Below are 20682 nucleotides of genomic sequence, written 5' to 3'. Positions count from 1 at the left end.
GCGTGCACCCGCATCAGTCAGGAGCGCATCGTGGGGACACCTGTTCGTCGACGCGCGCGCGGCGGATCCGCCGTGCGCCGCACCTCTGTTGGACTCGTCACCACCGTGCTCGCCGCCGGTGTGTGCACCGTGCCGGCCGCGGGGGCGACCGAGCACCCCGTGTCCGCGGTCTCCGCCGCGAGCTGCGCCGACACGGTCTACGCGAAGATGACCCAGGCCCAGCGCGTCGGCCAGCTGTTCATGGGCGGGGTCAACGCCACCCGCCCGAGCACCGCGGACCTGCAGACGCTGCGCACCTACCACGTCGGGTCCGTGATGCTCACCGGACGCAGCACCGCCGGGACCACCGCGACGAGGAAGGTGGTCGACGCCTTCCGTACGCAGGCCGACACGGTCGGCGGGCACCGGGTCGGGCTGCTCGTCTCCACCGACCAGGAGGGCGGCCAGGTCCAGGTGCTCAGCGGACCCGGTTTCTCGGTCATCCCCAACGCCCTGACCCAGGGCTCGTGGAGCACGACCACCCTGCGCAGCCGCGCCGCGACCTGGGCGGGGCAGCTCAAGGCGGCGGGCCTGGACCTCAACCTCGCCCCGGTCGCCGATGTGGTGCCGGCGAGTCTCGGCACCCGCAACGCGCCCATCGGCCGCTACTACCGCGAGTACGGCCACACTCCCGCCGTCGTGACCTCGCACACCGGGGCCTTCGCCGCGGGCTTCCACTCGGCCAAGGTGATGACCACCTTCAAGCACTTCCCCGGTCTCGGCCAGGTGACCGGCAACACCGACACCACCGCGAACGTCGTCGACTCCGTGACCACCGCGTCCAGTTCGAGCCTCCAGCCGTTCCAGAGCGGGATCAAGGCAGGGGCGCCGTTCGTGATGATCTCGTCGGCGAAGTACACGAAGATCGACTCGAAGCACATCGCGGCGTTCTCACCGACCGTCATCAACTCGCTGCTGCGCACCAAGTTCGGCTTCAAGGGAGTCGTCATCTCCGACGACCTCGGCCAGGCCGTCGCGGTCCGCGCCTACACCCCGGCGCAGCGGGCGGTGCAGTTCATCAACGCGGGTGGCGACATGGTCCTCACGGTCAAGGCGTCGACCGTGCCGGCGATGGTCCAGGGGGTGCAGGCCCAGCTGGCGAAGGACGCCTCCTTCCGTACCAAGGTCGCCGCCTCCGTCCACCGCATCCTCACGGCCAAGGTCAACGCCGGCCGCCTCACCTGCAGTTGAGCCCGGCTGCCCGGACGCGTGCGGAGCGCCGGACGCGTTCACGGTCCACCCACTTGTACCCACGGCGCAACGTCCGTTCCCCTCGAGCCGAAGCCACGCGCTCCGCCGCACCGGCTGCGCCGGGCAGGCGGCGCGGTGCGGGCGGAGACTCCCCGGAGAGCAAGACGCGGAAAACGCGTTCTCGGCTCCGCCCGGCGTGACACCGGTGCCCGGGCCGACGCCGCGGGGCCTGCGGGGCCGGGCCGGTCAGGCCGGGTCGAGTCCCGACGTGTCCCGGCGGGAGACGGCCAGGTAGCCGACGAAGCAGACGATGGCGGCCGTCCAGGCGAGGGTCACCGGAGCCAGTCCCAGGGCGAGCCCGCCCCGGCCGTGGCCGACGGCCATCCAGTCGGCGAGCGAGGCGCCGAGCGGCCGGGTGATGACGTAGGCCGTCCAGAAGGCGGCCACGGCGTTCAGGGCACCGCCGCGGTGGGCGATCGCGGGGACGCAGATCGCCACGGCGAAGAGAATCACCGAGCCGAAGTAGCCGAGGCCCGCGGTGGCGGTCAGGTCGCCGGCGGCGGTGCCGAGGGCGAAGGTGGCGAGGACGGTCGCCCAGTAGAAGGCCTCGCGGCGGCGGGTGCGGATGCCGTGGATGGACAGGGTCCGTTCGACGGCGTACCAGAGGGCGAAGACTCCGGTCAGCACGACGACGAAGAACGGGGTGGACAGCGCGTAGGGCACGCCGAGACCCACGTGCAGGACGTCGGCGGCCATCGTGCCGAAGACGCTGACCATGACGACCGCGGTCCAGTAGACCCAGGCGATGTACCGGCGGACCGCGAACTGCACGGCCAGGGAGACCGTCAGGGCGAGAGCGCCGAGGCCGACGGCCGGGATCGGGCCGAGGACCCGGGCCAGCAGGTCGGACGCGGTCTCGCCCATCCCGGTGGTGAGCACCTTGATGATCCAGAAGTAGACGGTGACTTCCGGGACCTTGTTCGCCATGGTGCGCAGGGGAACGCGGGAGCGGTCGTCGAGGAGGTGCTCTGTGGTCATGAGCGGCACGATGACATGCCGCGCACCCGGTGCCACAGATGTCTTTGCCAATGTTTTGGCGCCTCTGGTGCATGAGTTTCAGATCCGCGCGCCGGGCCTGAACGCAACCTGAATGCCGCAGGGAACTCCCTGGTCACGGTGGTCGAGCAGGTGGTACGCAGGTGTGTTCGACGGTGATTGCCGCGTCCGCGGGCGCCCCGCCGCCCGGCTGCGATCGTCTAGAGTTCCGTACGACGTCTACAAAGTTGTAGTCGTTCAGGTGTTCAGGTGAGACCGTCCGCCGGAAAGGGCCCCCGTTCATGACCACACCGATCGTCGCGGCGTCACAGCTTGCCGTGAACGTGCTCGACGCTCATTCGCTGCTGTCGGCCTTCGGCGTGCTGGGCGTCGGGGTGGTGATGTTCGCCGAGACGGGGCTGCTGATCGGGTTCTTCCTGCCGGGCGACTCCCTGCTCTTCACGGCCGGCCTGCTGTGCACCGGCTCGGCGCAGGGGAGCCTGCACCTGTCCCTGGGACCGCTGCTCGTGGCCGCGGCCGTGGGCGCGCTGGCCGGGGCGCAGTTCGGGTACCTGCTCGGCCGGAAGGCGGGCGGGGCCCTGCTGGCACGCAGCCGCTCCGGGCGCCTGCACGAGGGCGTGCGGCGCGCCGAGGACTTCCTCGACCGGTACGGCCACGCGAAGGCGATCGTCCTGGCGCGCTTCGTGCCGGTGGTGCGCACCGTGCTGAACCCGATGGCGGGCGCGCTGGAGGTCCCGGTGCGGACGTTCACCCAGTGGCAGGTCGTGGGCGGACTCGTGTGGAGTCTCGGCCTCACCCTCGCGGGCTACGCGCTGGGCTCGTCGATCCCGAACGTCGACCGGTACCTGCTGCCGCTGGTGGCGCTGATCGTGGTCGTGTCGCTGGTCCCCGTCCTCTCCGAGGTGTACCGGGGCCGGCGCGCCGCCGGGTCCGAAGAGGGACGCGGGTGACCGTCCCGACCCCGGCCGCGGCAAGGCCGTAGCTGCGACGGAGGACCATGCGTCACAAGATCCTGGTGGTGGAGGACGACCACGCCCTGCGGGACGTGCTGCGCCGCGGACTGGCCGACGAGGGCTTCGAGCCCGTGCCCGCCGCCGACGGCGCCACCGCCCTGCGGCTGGCCGGCGACGACATCGGCGCGGTCGTCCTGGACGTCGGGCTGCCGGACGCGGACGGCCGGGACGTGTGCCAGGCGATGCGCGCCAACGGGTTCGCGGCCCCGATCATCTTCCTCACCGCCCGCCACCACCTCACCGACCGCCTCTCCGGGTTCTCCGCGGGCGCCGACGACTACCTCCCCAAGCCGTTCCACCTCGCCGAACTCGCCGCCCGGCTGCGGGCCACCCTCAAGCGGTCCGGTCCGCCGGCGGTGGCCACGGCCGGGAACCTGGTCCTGGACGCGACCCGGCACAGCGCGCGCGTCGGCGGGATCCTGGTCGAGCTGTCGCCGACGGAGTTCCGGCTGCTGGCCACGCTGGTGGCCGCGGGCGGGGGCATCGTGAGCCGCCGGGACCTGGTACGGGCGGCGTGGCCGGACGGGGCCCAGGTCAGCGACAACACCCTGGACCAGTACCTGAGCCGGCTGCGCCGCAAGCTGCGCGAGGCGGACAGCGGCCTGAGCCTCGGGACGGCGCGCGGGATCGGCCACCGGCTGTCATGACGGCCCTGTGTCATGAAGCGCCTTCCGCCAGGAAGGGCCTCCTGCTCCGCATGGCCCCGCGCACGCTGCGCGGTCGGCTCTCGCTCGTGGCGGTGACCACCGCGGCCCTGCTGATGACCGTCCTGACCGTGGCGTTCAACACCGTCATGGACCGGCACCTCCAGCACCAGGCGGACGCGGAGCTGGGCAACCGCGCGGCGGCCGTCGCCACCACCGTGGACACCAGCGGCTCGCGGGTACGGGTCCTGGAGACCGTCAACGACCGGCTCCTCGACGCCAACGTCTGGATCTACACCGGGGCGCGGCTCCTGGAGAAGCCCCCGTCCGCGACCGCCGGCGGCACCCTGACCGAGGCCGCCGCCCGGCTCGCCTTACGGGGGGACGGTGTCTGTACGACGGTGGCGGCCGGGAATCCCCGGTCCGTCCGGCTCTGCGCCCACTCCGTGGCCGGGCCGCGGAGCTCGGCGACGGTCGTCACCGCCCTGGATCTCGCGCCCTACCGCAACTCGGCGGACGCCGTGCTGCTGGGCTCCCTGGTCCTGGACTCCGTCATGCTCGCGTGCACCTACCTGCTGACCCGCCTCGCCGTCGGGCGGGCACTGCGTCCGGTGCGCACCATGACGGACCAGGCCACCGAGTGGAGCGCGGCGGGCTCCGACGAGCGCTTCGGCGCCGCCGGCCACCCGGCCGAACTCGCCGGCCTGGGCTCCTCGCTGGACGCGCTGCTGGACCGCATCCGGACCGTGCTGCGGCACGAGCGGCAGCTGACCGGGGAGCTGTCCCACGAGCTGCGCACCCCGCTCACCCGGATCATCATCGAGCTGGACTGGTGGCGGGCCCGGCCGCGCTCCGGCGCCGAGACCCGGGCCACGCACGAGGTGATCGCCGAGGCCGCCCAGGCCATGCGCGCCATCTGCGACACCCTCCTGGACGACGCCCGTGCGGAGGCACGCACCACCGGCACGGCCCCGGGGGCCACGGCGGTCGTACCGGTCCTGCGGCGGCTGGTCGACCGGCTCGGGACGCCGGAGCGGGTGAAGGCCGTCGTCGACGCGGCCGATCCGGAGCCGTCGGCGGGGGTCCGGCCCGCCCTTCTCGAACGCATCGTCAGCCCGCTGCTGGCGAACGCGCTCCGGTACGCGCACTCCACGGTGACCGTGTCCGCGCGTCCGGTGCCCGGCGGGGTGCGGATCACCGTCACCGACGACGGTCCTGGCGTACCGGAGGCGTTCGTGGGCGACCTCTTCCAGCCCGGCCGCCGGGCCGATCCCGGGGACGGGCACGACGGCGCGGGCCTCGGACTGCCGCTCGCGCGGCGCCTGGCCCGGTCCGTCGGGGGCGAGGTGTCCCACGATCCCGCGTACACCCCGGGGGCCCGCTTCCTGGCCGACCTGCCCGCCGGATGAGCCGCCGGGCGGCCCTTTGCGGTGACCTAGTTCGTGGCCCCGGAGGGGGTCCGGCGTTCCCGGACCTGCGCGTAGGCCATGAGGCCGAGCAGCACGGCCAGCAGCACGGCCGAGGAACCGGCCGTACCGAGGTCGAGTCCGCCCTTGGCGGCCGGCTTGGTCAGGAAGTCGCCCGCGGTCGCGCCGAGCGGCCGGGTGAGGACGAACGCGATCCAGAACAGCAGGACGTTGGGGACCGCGGGCATCTTCATCAGCGCGGCCAGGACGACGAGCCCCCCGCTCACCAGCAGCGCGCCGCCGGCGTAGCCGAGGCCGGAGCTGTCGGAGAGGAAGTCGCCCATGGAGGTGCCGAGGGTGTTGGAGACGAGGATCGCCGTCCAGAACAGGGCCTCGCCGCGGAGGGTGACGATCTCCCGGATCCGGAAGGTCATGCCGGTCGCCTTCCAGACCGCGAAGACGGCCAGCAGGATCGAGATCAGGATCGCCGCGCCGACCGGATAGCCGAGGCCGAGGCCCTGGGGTCCCCAGCCGAGTGACGTGGCACCGCCCGAGAGGTACTTGGCGCCGGCGTCGCGGTTCATGAAGTCGGACATGGTGGTGCCCGCCATGCTGGTGGACAGGATGACCGTCCAGTAGAAGAACGGGTGGTAGCGGCGGGACCGGAGCTGGGCGGCGAGCGTCACCACGAACAGCAGGAACAGCGCGATCGTGGTGAGGAAGTAACCGAGCTTCAGGGTCTGCGCGAAGAGGTCGCCGGCGGTCTCGCCGAGGGTGGTCGCGGCGATCTTCATGATCCAGAACGCCAGTGTCACCTCCGGGAGTTTCTTCGCCGCCGACGAGATCCTGCCCTGCGCCGCGGCGCCGGTGAGGACTTCGGACTGGTCCAAGGTGGGGGGCTCCTGTTCGGTCGTGCCACAGGGCGCGCGCTCCGCGAGTGGTACGAGGAGACGCGCGCCCTGCCGTGAGCGGCCACGGAGGAGTGGTCGCTTTGACCGACTTTGCCAGCATCTGCCTGAACGGATCCTGAACACCTCCCGCGTGTCCGGTCAGACCGCGGTCCCGCCGCCCGTCACACGGAGCACCTTGACGATCCAGAAGTAGCCGGTGACCTCGCCGCACGCATCCTGACCGCCGTGCGGTGCCGAGACCGACCCACGTGACGCCCGCTACGCCGCCCGCACCGGCTCCCCGCGCCCCTCCCAGGGGCGGGCCAGCGCCACCAGCGCCAGCCCCGCCGCCGTCAGTGCGCCCAGCATGACGAGCGCCATCGGCCGGGAGCCGTCCTCCCCGAACACGCCCACCAGCGGCGCGGCCAGGGCGCCGAAGAGGAACTGGAAACCGCCGAGGAGCGCGGAGGCCGCGCCCGGTGCCGTACGGCCCACCGTCTGGCCGATGCTCATGGCGCTCGGGAAGACCAGGCCGATGCCGCCGGCGGTCACGAACAGGGTGCTCCAGGTGCCCGCGAGGGACTCGCCCACGGTCACCGCCAGCAGGACCTGGGCGAGCGCGCCGAGGAGGGCGATGCCGACCCCGGCCGAGAGCAGGGTGTTGAGGCGGGTGCCCCGGCCGGCCAGGCGGGCGAAGGCGGCGCCGGCGGCCAGCATGGCGACGGCGTTGGTGGCGAAAATGAGAGAGTAGGTGGTCGACGAGACGCCGTGCAGGTTCTCGAAAACGAAGCCCTGCTCACCGCGCCCGAGGTCGACATGCTGATCCCCCTGCGGCACGCGACGGAGCCGTTCATCGCCCGGAGCCTCGCCGAGCGGCTGGGGCTGTCCAGGGCGGGGGTCAGCAAGACCCTCGGCAGGCTGGAGCAGCGCGGTTTCATCGCCCGCACCCCCAACCCCGCCGACCGGCGTGCCGCCCTGGTCACCATCACGGAGGCCGGCGCGAAGGCGGTCGACGACCTCTTCCCCCGGCAGCTCTCCGTGGAGATCGGCCTGCTGGACGGCCTGGGCGAGGACCGCGAGCGGGTGACCGAGGCGCTGCGACGGCTGGTGGCGGCGATGGAGGCCCGCGTGGGCCACGGCTGACACCCGGGCGCGTCCGGCCGGCGACACGGTCCCGCCGCCGCGGCCGGGACCGGCAGGCGGTTCCTGCTGCAGGGGATGCTCCAATTAGAGTGGTCGTTGCAGAGGCGGCCCGCCCCCGGCCGCCGCGATCCCCCGAGAGGCGCAGAGATGACCGGGCCGCAGACGGCGCGCAGGAAGCGCGCGAACGGAGTGGAGTCGCGCCGGCGCATCCTGGACGCCACCGTCGAGATCGCCGGCGAGCGCGGCTACGACGGAACCTCCATCGCGGCCGTCAGCGCCAGGTGCGGGCTGCCGGCCAGCTCGATCTACTGGCACTTCAAGGACAAGGACGACCTGATCGCGGCCGTCATCGAGCGCAGCTTCGAGACCTGGCTCAAGGCCGTCGACCTGCCCGGCGACGACGCGGGCACCCCGCTGGAGCGGGTCGTCCTGATGGCGGCGAACGTGGCCAGGTCCCTCCTCGCCGCCCCGGACTTCCTGCGTCTCGGGCTGATGCTCGCGCTGGAGCGCCGCCCCATCGAGCCCCGTGGCCGTACCGTCTTCCTCCGGGTCCGCGACATCTCCCACCGGCGCATCGCCGAGATCATCGCCGGCCTCTTCCCGGCCCTGACCGAGGACGACGTGCACACCCTCACCACGTACGCGGTCGCCGGCGCCGACGGCCTCTTCGTGCACCGCGAGGTCAACGGCGACTCGGTCGACCTGGTGGCCCTGTTCGAGCTGCACGCCCGGCTCATCCACGACGCGGCCGCCCGGATGGCGGCGGGTCCGGGGCACTGACGGCCGTCGCGCCGGCACCCCGCACACGGGTCCACCGCGGGCGGCCGGCGGGAGACACCGGAGGGCTCAGGAGCCCGCGCGCGTCTTCTCTCACCCTGCCCCAAGGTTCGATGGCCATCAAATTTTGAACACCATCGAAATAAGGTCATCGGCCGGTCCGGCCCGCACCCGCCTCCTCCTCCAGCGCCGCGGCGGACAGCACCGCGGAGAGCAGCCCGGGGAACCGCAGCTCCATCTCGTCGGTGCGCAGCGTGTTCATCTTCGTCGTCCCGACGTAGTACTGCCGGATCACGCCGGCCTCGCGCAGCACGGCGAAGTGGTGCGTCAGCGTCGAGAGCGAGACGGGCGCGACGAACGTCCCGCAGCTCAGGTCCTCCCCCGCGCGGGCCAGCTGCGACACCACCGTGCGCCGCACCGGGTCCACCAGCGCCTCCAGCACCTGCTGGAGCGCGACCTCGGACAGCTCGGGGTGCTCCACGGTGCGGGCGGCGGTACGGGGGCGGGCCACGGTGACTCCTCGGGGCGGCTGCTGGGCGGTCAAGCCATAGTACGACCGCCGTCGTAACCGCCCCCGGCGGCGGACACCGGTGCCGGGACCTCCGGTCAGAGGTTGATCATGTGGCTGGCGAGCCCGTGCAGGGCGTCCTGGACCGCCTCGCTCAGCGTCGGGTGGGCGTGCACGTTCCGGGCGAGTTCATGCACCGTGAGGTCCCACTTCTGGGCGAGCGTCAGCTCGGGCAGCAGCTCCGTCACGTCCGGTCCGATCAGGTGGCCGCCGATCAGTTCGCCGTACCGCGCGTCGCTGACGAGTTTCACGAACCCGACCGTGTCGCCGAGGCCGTGCGCCTTGGCGTTGGCCGTGAAGGGGAACTTCGCCACCCGCACGTCGAAGCCCTGGGCGCGGGCCTCGGCCTCGGTCCAGCCGAAGCTGGCGATCTGGGGCTGGCAGAACGTCGCGCGCGGGATCATGCGGTAGTCCAGCTCCATGGTCTCCGCGCCGGCGATGCTCTCCGCGGCGACGATGCCCATCGCCTCCGCAGTGTGCGCGAGCATCAGCTTCGCCGTGACGTCGCCGATGGCGTAGATGTGCGGCTGACTGGTACGGCAGTACCCGTCGACGTCGATGGCCCCGCGCTCGGTGAGGCGTACCCCGGTGCTGTTCAGCCCGTAGCCGGCCGTGCGCGGCTGGAAGCCGGTGGCCTGCAGGACCTTCTCCGCCTCCAGTACCTGCTCCGAGTCGCCGGAACGGACGGTCACGCGGACGTCGTCGGCGGTCTCCTCGATGGACCGCACCGCGGTGGAGGTCAGAACCTTGATCCCCTGCCGCTTGAAGCGCCTGGTCAGCTCGGCCGAGACCTCCTCGTCCTCCAGCGGGGCGATGCGGTCCAGGAACTCCACCAGCGTGACCTCGACGCCGTAGGAGCGCAGCAGGTAGGCGAACTCGACGCCGATGGCCCCGGCACCCGCGATGACGATGCTGGACGGGAGGGTGTCGGAGAGGATCTGCTCCTCGTAGGTGACGACGCGCCGGCCCAGCGTCGTACCGGGCAGCAGCTTCACGGTCGAGCCGGTCGCGATGATGCAGGAGCGGAAGGACAGCCTGGTCTCGCCGTCCTGCATGCGTACCTGGAGGGTGTGCGGGTCGAGGAAGGTGCCCTGGCCGTCGAACTGCTCGATCTTGTTCTTGCGCATGAGGTAGCCGACGCCCTTGACGCGCCCGTCGGCCACCACGCGGCTGCGCTCGTAGGCGGCACGGTAGTCCAGGTCCACCTCCCCGCTGATCTTCACGCCGAACTTCTCCGCGTCGTGCAGGATCAGCTGGGCGACCTCGGCGTTGCGCAGCAGCGCCTTCGCCGGGATGCAGCCGATGTTCAGACAGACGCCACCCCAGAAGCGGCCCTCCACGACGGCCGTGCGCAGGCCCAGCTGGGCGGCGCGGATCGCGGCCACGTAGCCGCCCGGCCCGGCTCCCAGGACGACGACGTCGAAGTCGGTCTGCATGGCTCCACCTCACCGTTGTGTCGCGAAGGTCTGCTGACTCCACGGTCGCACGATCGGGTCGCGCGATCAGCCGGTCGGGTAGAGGAGCTCCAGCGGGCCGGACAGCGCGGCCCGGACCTGGCGTGCCGTCTCGTCGACGAGGACCTCGGGCTCGTCGCGGGCGATGGCGTCCATGGTCTGCGCGGCCACCTCGGCCGCATCCGTCTTCGGCTCGTCGACCCTCGCGGTGGCGTCGGTGTCCACCCAGCCGACGTGCACCCCGACGACCAGCGTCCCCTGCTCGCGCAGGGCGACGCGCAGCGCGTTGGTCACCGACCACTGCGCCGCCTTCGAGGCGGCATAGCTGGGGAACCGCCAGGTCGAGCGCCACGACGCGACGGACAGCATGTTCACCAGGGCGCCGCCGCCGTTGGCCGCGAGCACCGGCGCGAAGGCCCGCGAGACGGCCCAGGTGCCCAGGTAGTTGACCTCCAGTTCCTGCCGTGCGCCGTCCAGGGAGCCCTCAAGGAGGCCCGGCCCGGCCTGGATGCCGGCGTTGTTGATCACGATGGTCGCGTCGGACGCCGTCCGGGCGGCGGCCTCGATCTGCCCGGGGTCGGTGACGTCGAGGGCGAGCGGCGCCGGCCCCGGCTCGGTGAAGTCCTCCGGCCGCCGTACGCCCGCGTACACCTTCGCGGCGCCCCGGGCGAGCAGGGCGCGGCAGAACGCCAGGCCGATCCCGCGGTTCGCTCCGGTCACCAGCGCGACCGATCCCTCGATCTTCATGGTCGGACACCTCGATCCACGGTTCACGGCCACCCGGTGGACGGCCCGGCCCCCGCTTCATGCTGCGGCCTGCGCGGGCCGCTCACATCCGAGAACGCAACTGTCAGCAGGGTTTCTTCACAAGACTCGCTATCGTGGTGCCATGAAACGGACGTCGTTCGCCAAGTGGCCGTGCTCCATCGCGCGGACCGTCGATCTGCTGGGTGACCACTGGACGCCGCTGGTGGTGCGGGAGGCGTTCTACGGGATCCGCCGGTTCGACGAGTTCCAGCAGGAACTGGGCATCGCCCGCAACACGTTGACCGACCGGCTGCGCCGCCTGGTGGACGAGCGGATCCTGGAGAAGCGGCTGTACGAGGCCGAGCCGCCGCGCTACGACTACGTCCTCACGGAGAAGGGGCGGGACCTGTTCGCGGTGCTGGCGGCGATGTCCGCGTGGGGCGACCGGTGGCTGGCCGGGGAGCGGGGCGTGCCCGTGGTCTTCCACCACGAGGCCTGCGACCACGACACCACGCCCGAGGTCGTCTGCGCCCAGTGCCGTACGCCGCTCAGATCCGAGGAGACGTCGATGCGGATGGGACCCGGCTATCCCGAGCGGCTCCGGCAGCGGCCGGACATCCGCCGGCGGTTCGGCGCCGACTGATCACGACACCCCCTCCGCCCTCTTGACAGGCTAAGTCTTATCTAGCAACTCTTGAGGTCGGAAACCTGTACGGCAAGGAGGCCGACGGTCTTGGAGTGGACGGGCGCACGCTACGCGGACAAACCCACAATCGAGGTGCGGACCTGGATCGACGCCCCACCGGCCACGGTGTGGGCACTGGTCAGCGACATCGGCCTGATGCCGGACATGAGCGAGGAGCTCCGGTCCGTCGCCTGGCTGGACGGGGCCGCCGCTCCCGCGGTGGGCGCCAGGTTCGTCGGCCGCAGTGAACACGAGGCGCTCGGGAGGTGGGAGACCACCTCCCATGTGATCGAGTGCGAGCCGGAGTCGGTGTTCGCGTGGGCGGTGCAGGACCCGTCCGAGCCCTCCGCGGTCTGGCGGTTCCGGCTCCGCCCGAAGGACGGCGGGACCGAGCTGTCGCAGTGGATGCAGCTGGGTCCCGGACGTTCCGGTCTGTCGGTCGCCATCGACCGGATGCCCGACAAGGAGCAGAAGATCGTGTTCGTACGGCTGCGGGAGTTCGAGCGTGGCATCACCGCCACCCTCGCGCAGCTCAAGAAGCGGGCGGAGGCGTGATGCGGACGGCGACCACGATCGAGGCCTCGGGCGGCGAACACTGGTCCGGGACGGCCGACTTCGTCGTCGAGGCCGAGAAGCTGGGCCTGGACGTCTGCTGGGTCGCCGAGGCCTGGGGCTCCGACGCGCCCTCCGCGCTCGGCTACTACGCGGCGCTCACCGACCGGATGCTGCTCGGCTCCGGCATCATGCAGCTCGGTACCCGGACCCCGACGGCGGTTGCCCAGACGGCCATCACCCTCTCCAACCTGTCCGGCGGGCGGTTCCTGCTCGGTCTCGGCGCCTCCGGCCCGCAGGTGATCGAGGGACTGCACGGCGTCCCCTTCGCCCGGCCGCTGCGCCGCATGCGGGAGACGGTGGAGATCGTCCGGCGGGTGGTCGACGGCGGCCGGCTCTCGTACTCCGGCGCCGAGTTCACGCTTCCGCTGCCCGGCGGCGAGGCCGTCCCGATGCGGCTGTCGATGCGCGCCGAGCACGACATCCCCGTCTACCTCGCCGCACTCTCCCCCGCCATGCTGCGGCTGACCGGAGAGGTCGCCGACGGCTGGCTGGGCACCAGCTTCGTGCCCGAGGGGGCCGCCGACGCCTACTTCGCCCACCTCGACGAGGGCCTGGCCCGCAGCGGTCGTACCCGTGCGGACCTGGACGTCTGCCAGGGTGCCGAGGTCGCCTTCGCCGCCGACGAGGAGGCGCTCGGCGCGATGGTCGCCGGGCGCAGGAAGGAACTCGCCTTCAGCCTCGGCGGGATGGGGTCGGCGTCCACCAACTTCTACAACAGCGCCTACAGCCGCCAGGGCTGGGCCGAGGTCGCCGCCGAGGTGCGCGAGCGCTGGCAGGCCGGCGACCGGGACGGCGCGGCCGGTCTGGTGACCGACGAGATGGTGCTCGGTACGACGCTGCTCGGCACGGAGGCCATGGTGCGCGAGCGCCTCGCCGTCTGGCGCGACGCCGGCGTCGACACCGTCCGCCTGTACCCGGCCGGCGAGACCCTGGAGGACCGGCTCACCACGCTGGGGCGGGCGATCGAACTGGTCCGCGAGGTCGGCGGGGACGACTGAGCGAACCCGCCGGGTCAGTCCCGGACCTCGGCCCCGGCCGGCTCCTCCCGCTGCCGGTGCCGCTCGTTCCAGAGGCCGGCGAGCTCGCCGAGGGCGTCGCTGACGCGGCTCAGTTCCCAGAGCAGGTAGCCGCCGGCCGCGGCGAACGGGATCCACTCGCCCCAGTGGAAGAGCAGGACCGGCAGGTACAGCAGGCCGACCAGGACGAGGAACTTGACCAGGATCTCGGCCGCGTACGCCCTCTTGGGCGCGACGACGACATGCTCGCCGCGGCCGTGGGTCCACTGGAGGCGCGACTTCATGACTGCTCCCTCGGGCTCTGGGCGCACACGCTGCTCGAACAGGCTGCCACCGACTGACAGTCGACAGTTTCAGGGGGCGCGGGCGGTCCGGAGCCGGGTCCACCCGAGGCCTTCGGCACATCTCCATGCGATCATCGCGAACGGTGGCTCGCGTTCCGGACCACGCCGAGGTGAGCCGGCCGCGCTGGCCGGCCGGGGCCCGGCGGGAGCGGACGCCGCACGCGGCCTCCGTCCGGCCGCCCCCACGGTCCGTGGCGGCGGGCCTACCGTACGGCGCCGGCCACGTGATGCCGCCCGCGCGGTCCGGTGTCAGGCTGGAGAACGATGCCGCCTGCCCGGCCCCGCCGCCGACGCACCCGCGGTGCCCCTCTCGCCAGGTGGCGGCCCGCGGAGACGAGCGGCCGGCCGAACTCCACCGTCGCGGCATCGGCACTGTCTGGAGGTTCGTCATGAAGGATCTGCCCCCGCCGCCCACCCCGTACCTGGAGCCCGCGGCCCGCGAACTCGCCGACGCCACCGCACCGCACCCGCGGATCTACGAGGTACCGCCCCCGCAGGGGCGTGACATCCTCGCCGGTCTGCAGACGGGCGAGGGGGTGGCCAAACCCCCCGCCGACGAGACCTGGATCGACATCGACGCCGGCCAGTGGGGCACCGTACGCGCCCACCTCATCAAGCCCGAGGGCATCAACGGGCCGTTGCCGGTGATCTTCTACATCCACGGCGCCGGCTGGGTCTTCGGGGACGAGAACACCCACGACCGCCTCGTGCGGGAGCTGGCCGCCGGGGCGCAGGCGGCGGCCGTGTTCCCCGTCTACGACCGGGCGCCCGAGGCCAAGTACCCGACCCAGATCGAGCAGAACTACGCCGTCGCCCAGTGGATCGTGGAGCACGGCAGCGAGTACGGCCTCGACCCGACCCGCATGGTCGTGTGCGGGGACTCCGTCGGCGGGAACATGTCGGCCGTCCTCGCCCAGATGGCCAAGGACCGCGGCGACATCGACCTCGCCGCGCAGATCCTGCTCTACCCGGTGACCGACGCCGACTTCGACACGCCGTCCTACCGGCAGTTCGCCGACGGCTACTACCTCACCCGGGACGGCATGATCTGGTTCTGGGACCAGTACACGAGCGACGAGGCCCAGCGCCGGGAGCGGTACGCGGCCCCGCTGCAGGCTTCCGTGGACGACCTCAGGGGGCTGCCGCCGGCCCTGGTGATCACCGACGAGGCCGACGTGCTGCGCGACGAGGGCGAGGCCTACGCGGCCCATCTGCGCGAGGCCGACGTGCCGGTCACCGCGGTGCGGGTCCAGGGCATGGTGCACGACTTCATGATGCTCGACAGCCTGCGCGACACGAACGCCACGAACGTCGCCCGGCACCTCGCCGTCGACTCCATCAGGGAGGCCCTGCACACCACCTAGCCTGATCCACGCTCCCGGTCCGACCGGACCACAGGCCCGCCGCGTCACCGCATGCCGACGCGGCGGGCCCGCGTCCGCTCGCGGGTGTCACCGCCGCAGACGGGCCGACTGCGCAGTCGCGTCCGCGCTCATGCCGTTCAGCAGCGCGGTCAGGATGCGCGCGAGCCGGGGCTCGACGTCGACGACGGCATGCGCCAGCTCGGGGCGCGACTCGTAGAGTTCACGGAGCCGGGTGCCGGGCGCGGCCATCTGCCAGAGCGCCCCGGCCATGCTGGTGGCCGTGGCGACCACGTCCGTGGCAGCGGTCTCGGTGATCCCCAGGTGCTCGCGCAACACCGCCGCCAGGGCGGCGACTTCGCCGAGAGCGACCGTCTTGAACGCGTACGCGGACTCCAGCGACACGTTGCGTTCCAGGTTCAGCGGCGCCTGGGCGAGCAGGTCGCAGAAGAACGGCCGCGTCACGAGCGACCGCGCGACGATGGCCGCGACCTCGTCGGGTCCGGCACCGGGCCGCTCGGCCAGCCGTGTGCGCAGCGTCGCCGACCAGTCCTGCCAGCCCTCCGCGGTGAGGTTCAGGAAGATCTGCTCGCGCGTCTCGAAGTACCGCAGCATCGCGGACTTGTGCATGCCGACCGCTGCGGCGATGTCCGTCAGCGTCACCTCGCGGACGCTGCGCTCGGTGCCGAGGGCCCGAGCGGCGTCGAGGATCTCCCGCTCGCGCTGCTGCTTGGCCGCCGCGCTGCGGGCGCGCTGGGGACGGGTCGAACTCACGACCGGGATGATAGCACAACGTAGTTTCACTAACTCGGCCGGCCGGCCCGCTCCACGGGGACCGCCAACACCCATCGTCCCCCGCGCCGTTAGAGGTCTCGCAGAGAGCCTGTCGCAGAACGCACGCGGAATTGTCCGTGATCGGTAACGGAGGGATCCGATGCCCGCCGCCTTCCGTCCTGACGGGTGCACGAGATCGACACAACGACCAGGATCGGGGCGGACATGGCGCGGCACGGCGGACGGGGATGGTACGGCCAGATGGCCGCGGCGGCGCTCGGGGTCACGGCCGTGACCGTGGCCGCCTCGCTCTGGACCGCGCAGGCTGGTCCCGTCAACTCGCCGACGCAGGCCGGGACTTCGGTCCACCACCCGGCCCCGAAGGCGGCTCCGGCCGCGGTGTCGGTGGAGATCGCGCACGCCTCGGACCGGGGCACCCGGGGGGTGAACATCACCATCGACGACGGGCCGGACCCGGTCTGGACCCCCAAGGTGCTCCAGGTGCTCGAGGAGTACGGCGCGAAGGCCACGTTCTGCATGATCGGACCGCAGGCGCAGGCCCACCCCGACCTGGTCAAGGCGGTGGTGGCGGCCGGGCACCGGCTCTGCGACCACACGGTCTCCCACGACGTCACCATGGACACCAAGCCCGAGGCCTACCAGTCCCGGCAGATCCTCGACGCCGAGCGCATGATCACCGAGGCGTCCGGGGGTGTACGGCCGCTCTACTACCGCGCCCCGGGCGGCGCCTTCACCCCGTACAGCCGCAAGGTCGCCGCCTCCCACGGCATGCGTCCGCTGGGCTGGAACGTCGACTCGAAGGACTTCGAGCGCCCCGGCGCCGCCGCCATCGTCGCGACCGTGAAGGAGGAGCTGCCGAACGGGCCGACCATCCTCTTCCACGACGCCGGCGGGGACCGCTCCGAGACGGTCGCCGCCCTGCGCGAGGTGCTGCCGTGGCTGAAGGGACAGGGGTACTCGTTCGGCTTCCCGGTGCGCTGAGCACGGGCCTGCCTCCACGGCCCGGGTAAATGTTGCGGGCGGCCCGGCGGTGACCGCATATGGGTGGTGTGGGCGGTGCGGCGTCGGGGCCGCCCGCCGCGGGGCCGGCGGGAGGTGGACATGTCGGGGCGGGCACCACGGTGGGTGACGTGGTTGCGCGGCAAGGACCCGGATCTCGCGGCGACCCGGCGGGCCGGGCGTACGGCGCTGGTGATGCCCGCGCTGTTCGCCCTGTGCGGCGAGGTGCTGCACTCCCCGACGATGGCGAGCTATGCCGCGTTCGGCTCGTTCTCGATGCTGCTGCTGGTGGACTACTCCGGGCCGATGGTGGAGCGGCTGCGGGCGCAGGCGGCACTCGCGGTGGCGTGGCTGGTGCTGATCTGCCTGGGCACACTGGCCGCGCCCTGGCTCTGGCTCGCCGTGGCCGCCACCGTCGTGGTCGGGTTCGTGATCCTCTTCGTCGGCGTGGTCAGCTCGGTGCTGGCCGGCAGCTCGACGGCGCTGCTGCTGGCCTTCGTGCTGCCGGTCAGCGCTCCCGTGCCGCTGTCCCAGCTGCCCGAGCGGCTGGCCGGCGCGGGCCTGGCGGGGGCGGTGGCCCTGCCCGCCGTCGCCCTGCTGTGGCCGCGTCCCGTCGCCGACCTGCTCAGCGCCCCGGCGGCGGCCGTCTGCCGGGCCGCGGCCGGGTATCTGCGGATCCGTGCGGCCTTGCCCGGGCCGGTCGGACCGGGGTCCGACGCCGAGCGGTGCCGGGCGGGGGCGGAGCACACCGCCCGGACCGGCGCGGAGCTGCGCGGCGTCTTCGACGCCACCACGTGTCGCCCGACCGGCCTGTCCGCGACCTCGCGTGCCCTGGTCCGGCTGGTGGACCAGCTCACCTGGCTGTGCGCCGTCCTCGTCGACCGGTCCGACTACACCGACGAACCCCCGGCCTGCGATCCGGCCGCGCACACCGTGCGCCGCGCCGCCGCCCACGTCCTGGAGGCGGCCTGCGATCTGCTGACGGACCTGACCGGGGACACCGGTCCGCTGCGGACCCGCGGGAACGATCTGCGGGCGGCCCTGGCCGGGATGGAGCACAGCTCCACCGTCCAGGTGCCCGCCGAGCACCCGGGCGGCACCAGTACGGCCGAGGTCTACGGGTTCATCGCCACGCTCGACGTGTCCTTCCGGGCCCAGGAGCTCGGCTTCGCCGTGCTGCAGATCGCCGACAACGTCGACCTGGCGGCCACCGCCTGGCAGCGCAGCTGGCCCGAGCGGCTGCTCGGCCGGGAGCCGGGCGCGCTGACCGCACCCCTCGCGGCGGCGCGGGAACGCGCCGCCGCCCATCTTGAGCCCGACTCGGTGTGGCTGCACAACAGCCTGCGCGGCGCCGTCGGCCTCGGCATCGCCGTGTTCCTGGCCGGGGTGACCGGGGTGGGGCACTCCTTCTGGGTGCTCCTTGGCACCCTGTCCGTGCTGCGCTCCAACGCGCTCAGCACCGGGCAGAACGCGGTCCGCGCCGTCCTCGGCACGGTCGCCGGGTCGGTGATCGGTGCCGCGCTGCTGCATCTGATCGGCCACCACGGCACCGCGCTCTGGTTCGTGCTCCCGGTGGCCGTGCTGTGCGCCGGGATCGCGCCCGCCGCCATCTCCTTCGCCGCCGGGCAGGCCGCGTTCACCGTCACGCTGGTGGTGCTGTTCAACATCGGCCACGACCCGAACTGGCATATCGCCCTGCTGCGCGTCCAGGACATCGCGCTCGGCTGCCTGGTCAGCGTGGTGGTGGCCGTGTTCTTCTGGCCGCGCGGCGCCCGGGGCGCCGTCCACAAGGCACTCGCCGAGGCGTACGACGGCAGCGCCCGCTACCTCGCGGACGCCGTGGACTACGCCCTGGGCCACCGCGGCACCGCCGACCCCGATCCGCAGGGCCGGGTGGCTGCCGCCGCCGCGCGCCGCCTCGACGACGCGTTCCGCAACTATCTCGCCGAACGCGGTGCCAAGCCCTTGTCGCTGTCCTGCGCGACCACTCTGGTCACCGGGGTCGTCGGACTGCGGCTCGCCGCCGACGCCGTGGTCTCCCTGTGGCAGGGCGAGGACCTGGCGCGGGTCCAGGCCGTCCGGGCCGACGCGCACCATGCCGTCCTCGGTTCGGCGGCCCGGGTCACCGCCTGGTACCACGGCTTCGCGGCGAGCCTCGGCGGCCGTTCCTCCGTCCCCGACGCGGTCCCGCTCCAGCCCGAGGGCGCCGCGCGGCTCGTGGAGTCCGTCCGCACCGAACTCAGCGACGAGGAGGGCCGGGCCACCCCCGTCGCGGTCCGGATCATCTGGACCGAGGACCACGTCGACGCGGCCCGCCGCCTCCAGCCTGCCCTGTCCGAGGCCGCCAGGGCCCAGGCGAGGATCCGGCACCGCCGAGTGCGCAGGGCAGCCGCCGGCCCGGCCACGGCACCGGGCCCGGACACCCCGTCGACGCCGGACGACTCGCGGCGGTGATCCCGCCGCTCCGAGAACGCCCACCTCCCCGGAACGGGCGCCGCCGGCCGGTGGGTTGACGCCCTGTCAGCCCGCGGTGCGCCGGATCCGTCCGGCAGCCCGGGCGACGTCGGCGCGGGCGGACCCGGTGCAGGCGGATTCGGCGCGGGCGGACCCGGTGCACCGGTGGAGCGCGGCGAGGCCCTCGCGGGCGACGCGTTCGGCGTTCACCGGCTCGGTCCCGGACCCGTTGGCGGACTCGACGGTCACGCGACCGATGGACCACGCGCCCGGCGTGCGGTGCACTGGCCTGCCCTTCCGGTGCCGGTGTTCAACTGACGACCCGTAAGGTGGCGGGTACGGTCTCTCCATGCCCTCGACCGACGTCACCATGCTGATCCGAACCGAGCTGCCGCGCCTGGCCGGCTCCCTGCGGAAGGTCGGCGAGCTGATCCTGGCGGATCCGGCCGCCGTCACGCACTGTTCGGCCGCGGAGCTGGGCCGCCGCACCGGCACCTCCCAGGCGACCGTCACCCGTTTCTGCCGGGCCGTCGGACTCGACTCCTACCAGCACCTGCTGATCGCGCTCGCGCAGGAGCGGGGCCGCGGCGAGGTCTCCGACTGGGGCACGGCCGAGATCGGTCCGGACGTCTCCCCGGACGACAGCCTGGAGCGCGTGGTGAAGGTGGTCGGCACCGCGGACCTGCGGGCCGTGCAGCAGACCCTGGACCGGATCGACCTGGACGCGGTCGAGCGGGCCGCGCAGGCCATGGCGCGGGCCCGCAGGATCGACGTCTACGGCGTCGGCGGCAGCGGCGCGGTCGCGCAGGAGACCGAGACCCGGCTGTTCCGGATCGGCTGTTCGGTACGCGGCTGGACCGAGGTGCACGCCGCGGTCACCTCCGCCGCCCTGCTCACCCCGGCCGACGTCGCGCTCGGCATCTCCCACTCCGGATCGACCCGCGAGACGGCCGAGCCGTTCGAGACGGCCGGGGAGCGCGGCGCGACGACGATCGCCCTCACCTCCGACCCGCGTTCCCCGCTCGCCCGCGCCGCCGACATCCGCCTCATCTCGTCCACCCCGGAGACCAGCTTCCCGACCGGCGTCATCGGCGCCCGCCACTCGGTGCTGCTCCTCATCGACTGCCTGTACGTCCGGGTCGCCCAGCTCTCCTACCAACGGGCCAGCGCCGCACTGGCGTTGACCGACCACATCGCCGGACAGCACACCGCCAAGGCCCGGCGGTCGTACTGAGCCCACCCCCGACCTGCATGGATGAACCATCAGGGCACCATGTGTTCGGTTGATCGAACCACCTCTCGATGTCAGGATGGGGTTCCACCCGTACTCGTAGGAGCCCCATGCGTGTGACCTCTGTCGAGTCGACCGAGTTCTTCACCGGCACCCCTGAGTAGGTGTTTTTCTACTCGCTTCCTTGGACTGTGTTCCGGCAGTCCGGGAGCGAGTGATCTTTGTTCTGGAACAGAGTGCGCATGCCGCAGGGA

Annotated in this window: 22 protein-coding genes; 13 read left to right on the top strand and 9 right to left on the bottom strand. The window is 72.6% G+C overall.

Annotated features, from left to right (window positions below; all coding sequences use genetic code 11):
- Positions 1-72 precede the first annotated feature (72 nt).
- Positions 73-1230, top strand: a complete 1158-nt coding sequence (locus tag ACGF5O_RS26540; protein ID WP_393812368.1) for a glycoside hydrolase family 3 N-terminal domain-containing protein — start codon at positions 73-75, stop codon at positions 1228-1230.
- 246 nt (positions 1231-1476) lie between these two features.
- Here ACGF5O_RS26540 and ACGF5O_RS26535 read toward each other — a convergent pair whose 3' ends face one another.
- Positions 1477-2268 (bottom strand): hypothetical protein, encoded by a 792-nt coding sequence (locus ACGF5O_RS26535; protein ID WP_393812367.1) that lies wholly within the window; start codon positions 2266-2268, stop codon positions 1477-1479.
- 299 nt (positions 2269-2567) lie between these two features.
- Between ACGF5O_RS26535 and ACGF5O_RS26530 the strand changes: the two genes are divergently transcribed.
- The 3 genes from ACGF5O_RS26530 to ACGF5O_RS26520 are packed head-to-tail and all read left to right on the top strand — an operon-like array spanning position 2568 to position 5352.
- Positions 2568-3236: a DedA family protein gene (locus tag ACGF5O_RS26530; RefSeq protein WP_393812366.1), complete on the top strand. Its 669-nt coding sequence runs from the start codon at positions 2568-2570 to the stop codon at positions 3234-3236.
- A gap of 47 nt (positions 3237-3283) precedes the next feature.
- Entirely contained in the window at positions 3284-3946 is a 663-nt protein-coding gene (locus ACGF5O_RS26525) for a response regulator transcription factor (RefSeq protein ID WP_393812365.1), read from the top strand.
- Positions 3943-5352, top strand: coding sequence for a sensor histidine kinase (locus ACGF5O_RS26520; RefSeq protein WP_393812364.1), 1410 nt, complete (start codon positions 3943-3945; stop codon positions 5350-5352). Before ACGF5O_RS26525 ends, ACGF5O_RS26520 begins: the two co-directional genes overlap by 4 nt.
- A gap of 26 nt (positions 5353-5378) precedes the next feature.
- Here ACGF5O_RS26520 and ACGF5O_RS26515 read toward each other — a convergent pair whose 3' ends face one another.
- Positions 5379-6239, bottom strand: a complete 861-nt coding sequence (locus tag ACGF5O_RS26515; RefSeq protein WP_393812363.1) for a hypothetical protein — start codon at positions 6237-6239, stop codon at positions 5379-5381.
- A 279-nt stretch (positions 6240-6518) separates the two neighbouring features.
- On the bottom strand, positions 6519-6956 hold the full coding sequence (locus ACGF5O_RS26510; RefSeq protein WP_393812362.1) for a hypothetical protein: 438 nt from the start codon (positions 6954-6956) through the stop codon (positions 6519-6521).
- Between the two features lie 51 nt (positions 6957-7007).
- On the opposite strand from ACGF5O_RS26510, the gene ACGF5O_RS26505 reads away from it, so the two are divergent.
- A complete protein-coding gene (locus ACGF5O_RS26505) occupies positions 7008-7382 on the top strand; it encodes a MarR family winged helix-turn-helix transcriptional regulator (RefSeq protein ID WP_393812361.1) in 375 nt (124 codons plus the stop codon).
- A gap of 147 nt (positions 7383-7529) precedes the next feature.
- A complete protein-coding gene (locus ACGF5O_RS26500) occupies positions 7530-8162 on the top strand; it encodes a TetR/AcrR family transcriptional regulator (protein WP_393812360.1) in 633 nt (210 codons plus the stop codon).
- A gap of 145 nt (positions 8163-8307) precedes the next feature.
- Here ACGF5O_RS26500 and ACGF5O_RS26495 read toward each other — a convergent pair whose 3' ends face one another.
- The 3 genes from ACGF5O_RS26495 to ACGF5O_RS26485 form a co-directional block, all read right to left on the bottom strand.
- The gene (locus tag ACGF5O_RS26495; RefSeq protein WP_393812359.1) at positions 8308-8670 is read right to left on the bottom strand and encodes an ArsR/SmtB family transcription factor; all 363 of its coding nucleotides are present in this window, start codon (positions 8668-8670) and stop codon (positions 8308-8310) included.
- Positions 8671-8765: 95 nt separating this feature from the next.
- The gene (gene lpdA, locus ACGF5O_RS26490) at positions 8766-10163 is read right to left on the bottom strand and encodes a dihydrolipoyl dehydrogenase (RefSeq protein WP_393812358.1); all 1398 of its coding nucleotides are present in this window, start codon (positions 10161-10163) and stop codon (positions 8766-8768) included.
- Between the two features lie 66 nt (positions 10164-10229).
- Entirely contained in the window at positions 10230-10928 is a 699-nt protein-coding gene (locus ACGF5O_RS26485) for an SDR family oxidoreductase (RefSeq protein ID WP_393812357.1), read from the bottom strand.
- Positions 10929-11070: 142 nt separating this feature from the next.
- Between ACGF5O_RS26485 and ACGF5O_RS26480 the strand changes: the two genes are divergently transcribed.
- The 3 genes from ACGF5O_RS26480 to ACGF5O_RS26470 all read left to right on the top strand — a co-directional run bounded on the left by ACGF5O_RS26480 (position 11071) and on the right by ACGF5O_RS26470 (position 13226).
- Positions 11071-11571: a winged helix-turn-helix transcriptional regulator gene (locus ACGF5O_RS26480; protein ID WP_393812356.1), complete on the top strand. Its 501-nt coding sequence runs from the start codon at positions 11071-11073 to the stop codon at positions 11569-11571.
- A 90-nt stretch (positions 11572-11661) separates the two neighbouring features.
- Complete coding sequence (locus ACGF5O_RS26475; RefSeq protein WP_393812355.1) at positions 11662-12168, top strand: SRPBCC family protein; 507 nt, start codon at positions 11662-11664, stop codon at positions 12166-12168.
- On the top strand, positions 12168-13226 hold the full coding sequence (locus ACGF5O_RS26470; protein WP_393812354.1) for an LLM class flavin-dependent oxidoreductase: 1059 nt from the start codon (positions 12168-12170) through the stop codon (positions 13224-13226). Before ACGF5O_RS26475 ends, ACGF5O_RS26470 begins: the two co-directional genes overlap by 1 nt.
- A gap of 14 nt (positions 13227-13240) precedes the next feature.
- On the opposite strand, the gene ACGF5O_RS26465 is transcribed toward ACGF5O_RS26470, so the two are convergent.
- Complete coding sequence (locus tag ACGF5O_RS26465; protein WP_393812353.1) at positions 13241-13528, bottom strand: hypothetical protein; 288 nt, start codon at positions 13526-13528, stop codon at positions 13241-13243.
- A 449-nt stretch (positions 13529-13977) separates the two neighbouring features.
- On the opposite strand from ACGF5O_RS26465, the gene ACGF5O_RS26460 reads away from it, so the two are divergent.
- The gene (locus ACGF5O_RS26460; RefSeq protein ID WP_393812352.1) at positions 13978-14952 is read left to right on the top strand and encodes an alpha/beta hydrolase; all 975 of its coding nucleotides are present in this window, start codon (positions 13978-13980) and stop codon (positions 14950-14952) included.
- Between the two features lie 87 nt (positions 14953-15039).
- On the opposite strand, the gene ACGF5O_RS26455 is transcribed toward ACGF5O_RS26460, so the two are convergent.
- Entirely contained in the window at positions 15040-15723 is a 684-nt protein-coding gene (locus ACGF5O_RS26455; RefSeq protein ID WP_393812351.1) for a TetR/AcrR family transcriptional regulator, read from the bottom strand.
- Between the two features lie 225 nt (positions 15724-15948).
- On the opposite strand from ACGF5O_RS26455, the gene ACGF5O_RS26450 reads away from it, so the two are divergent.
- Both ACGF5O_RS26450 and ACGF5O_RS26445 read left to right on the top strand, forming a co-directional pair.
- Positions 15949-16725, top strand: coding sequence for a polysaccharide deacetylase family protein (locus tag ACGF5O_RS26450; protein ID WP_393812706.1), 777 nt, complete (start codon positions 15949-15951; stop codon positions 16723-16725).
- Between the two features lie 144 nt (positions 16726-16869).
- Positions 16870-19197, top strand: coding sequence for an FUSC family protein (locus ACGF5O_RS26445; protein WP_393812350.1), 2328 nt, complete (start codon positions 16870-16872; stop codon positions 19195-19197).
- 66 nt (positions 19198-19263) lie between these two features.
- On the opposite strand, the gene ACGF5O_RS26440 is transcribed toward ACGF5O_RS26445, so the two are convergent.
- Positions 19264-19446, bottom strand: coding sequence for a hypothetical protein (locus ACGF5O_RS26440; protein ID WP_393812349.1), 183 nt, complete (start codon positions 19444-19446; stop codon positions 19264-19266).
- Positions 19447-19546: 100 nt separating this feature from the next.
- Between ACGF5O_RS26440 and ACGF5O_RS26435 the strand changes: the two genes are divergently transcribed.
- A complete protein-coding gene (locus tag ACGF5O_RS26435; protein ID WP_393812348.1) occupies positions 19547-20431 on the top strand; it encodes a MurR/RpiR family transcriptional regulator in 885 nt (294 codons plus the stop codon).
- Positions 20432-20682: the final 251 nt, after the last annotated feature.

Source organism: Streptomyces sp. NPDC048291, from assembly GCF_043201715.1.
Lineage (GTDB): Bacteria > Actinomycetota > Actinomycetes > Streptomycetales > Streptomycetaceae > Streptomyces.
Note: the sequence above shows the minus strand (reverse complement) of the source record. Positions and strands in the feature narration are given on the sequence as shown.

Coding starts and splice junctions, on each gene's coding strand:
- ACGF5O_RS26535 (WP_393812367.1), bottom strand. CDS start 2,268: ATGACCACAGAGCACCTCCTCGACGACCGCTCCCGCGTTCCCCTGCGC.
- ACGF5O_RS26530 (WP_393812366.1), top strand. CDS start 2,568: ATGACCACACCGATCGTCGCGGCGTCACAGCTTGCCGTGAACGTGCTC.
- ACGF5O_RS26525 (WP_393812365.1), top strand. CDS start 3,284: ATGCGTCACAAGATCCTGGTGGTGGAGGACGACCACGCCCTGCGGGAC.
- ACGF5O_RS26520 (WP_393812364.1), top strand. CDS start 3,943: ATGACGGCCCTGTGTCATGAAGCGCCTTCCGCCAGGAAGGGCCTCCTG.
- ACGF5O_RS26510 (WP_393812362.1), bottom strand. CDS start 6,956: ATGCTGGCCGCCGGCGCCGCCTTCGCCCGCCTGGCCGGCCGGGGCACC.
- ACGF5O_RS26500 (WP_393812360.1), top strand. CDS start 7,530: ATGACCGGGCCGCAGACGGCGCGCAGGAAGCGCGCGAACGGAGTGGAG.
- lpdA (WP_393812358.1), bottom strand. CDS start 10,163: ATGCAGACCGACTTCGACGTCGTCGTCCTGGGAGCCGGGCCGGGCGGC.
- ACGF5O_RS26485 (WP_393812357.1), bottom strand. CDS start 10,928: ATGAAGATCGAGGGATCGGTCGCGCTGGTGACCGGAGCGAACCGCGGG.
- ACGF5O_RS26480 (WP_393812356.1), top strand. CDS start 11,071: ATGAAACGGACGTCGTTCGCCAAGTGGCCGTGCTCCATCGCGCGGACC.
- ACGF5O_RS26470 (WP_393812354.1), top strand. CDS start 12,168: ATGCGGACGGCGACCACGATCGAGGCCTCGGGCGGCGAACACTGGTCC.
- ACGF5O_RS26465 (WP_393812353.1), bottom strand. CDS start 13,528: ATGAAGTCGCGCCTCCAGTGGACCCACGGCCGCGGCGAGCATGTCGTC.
- ACGF5O_RS26460 (WP_393812352.1), top strand. CDS start 13,978: ATGAAGGATCTGCCCCCGCCGCCCACCCCGTACCTGGAGCCCGCGGCC.
- ACGF5O_RS26450 (WP_393812706.1), top strand. CDS start 15,949: ATGGCGCGGCACGGCGGACGGGGATGGTACGGCCAGATGGCCGCGGCG.
- ACGF5O_RS26435 (WP_393812348.1), top strand. CDS start 19,547: ATGCCCTCGACCGACGTCACCATGCTGATCCGAACCGAGCTGCCGCGC.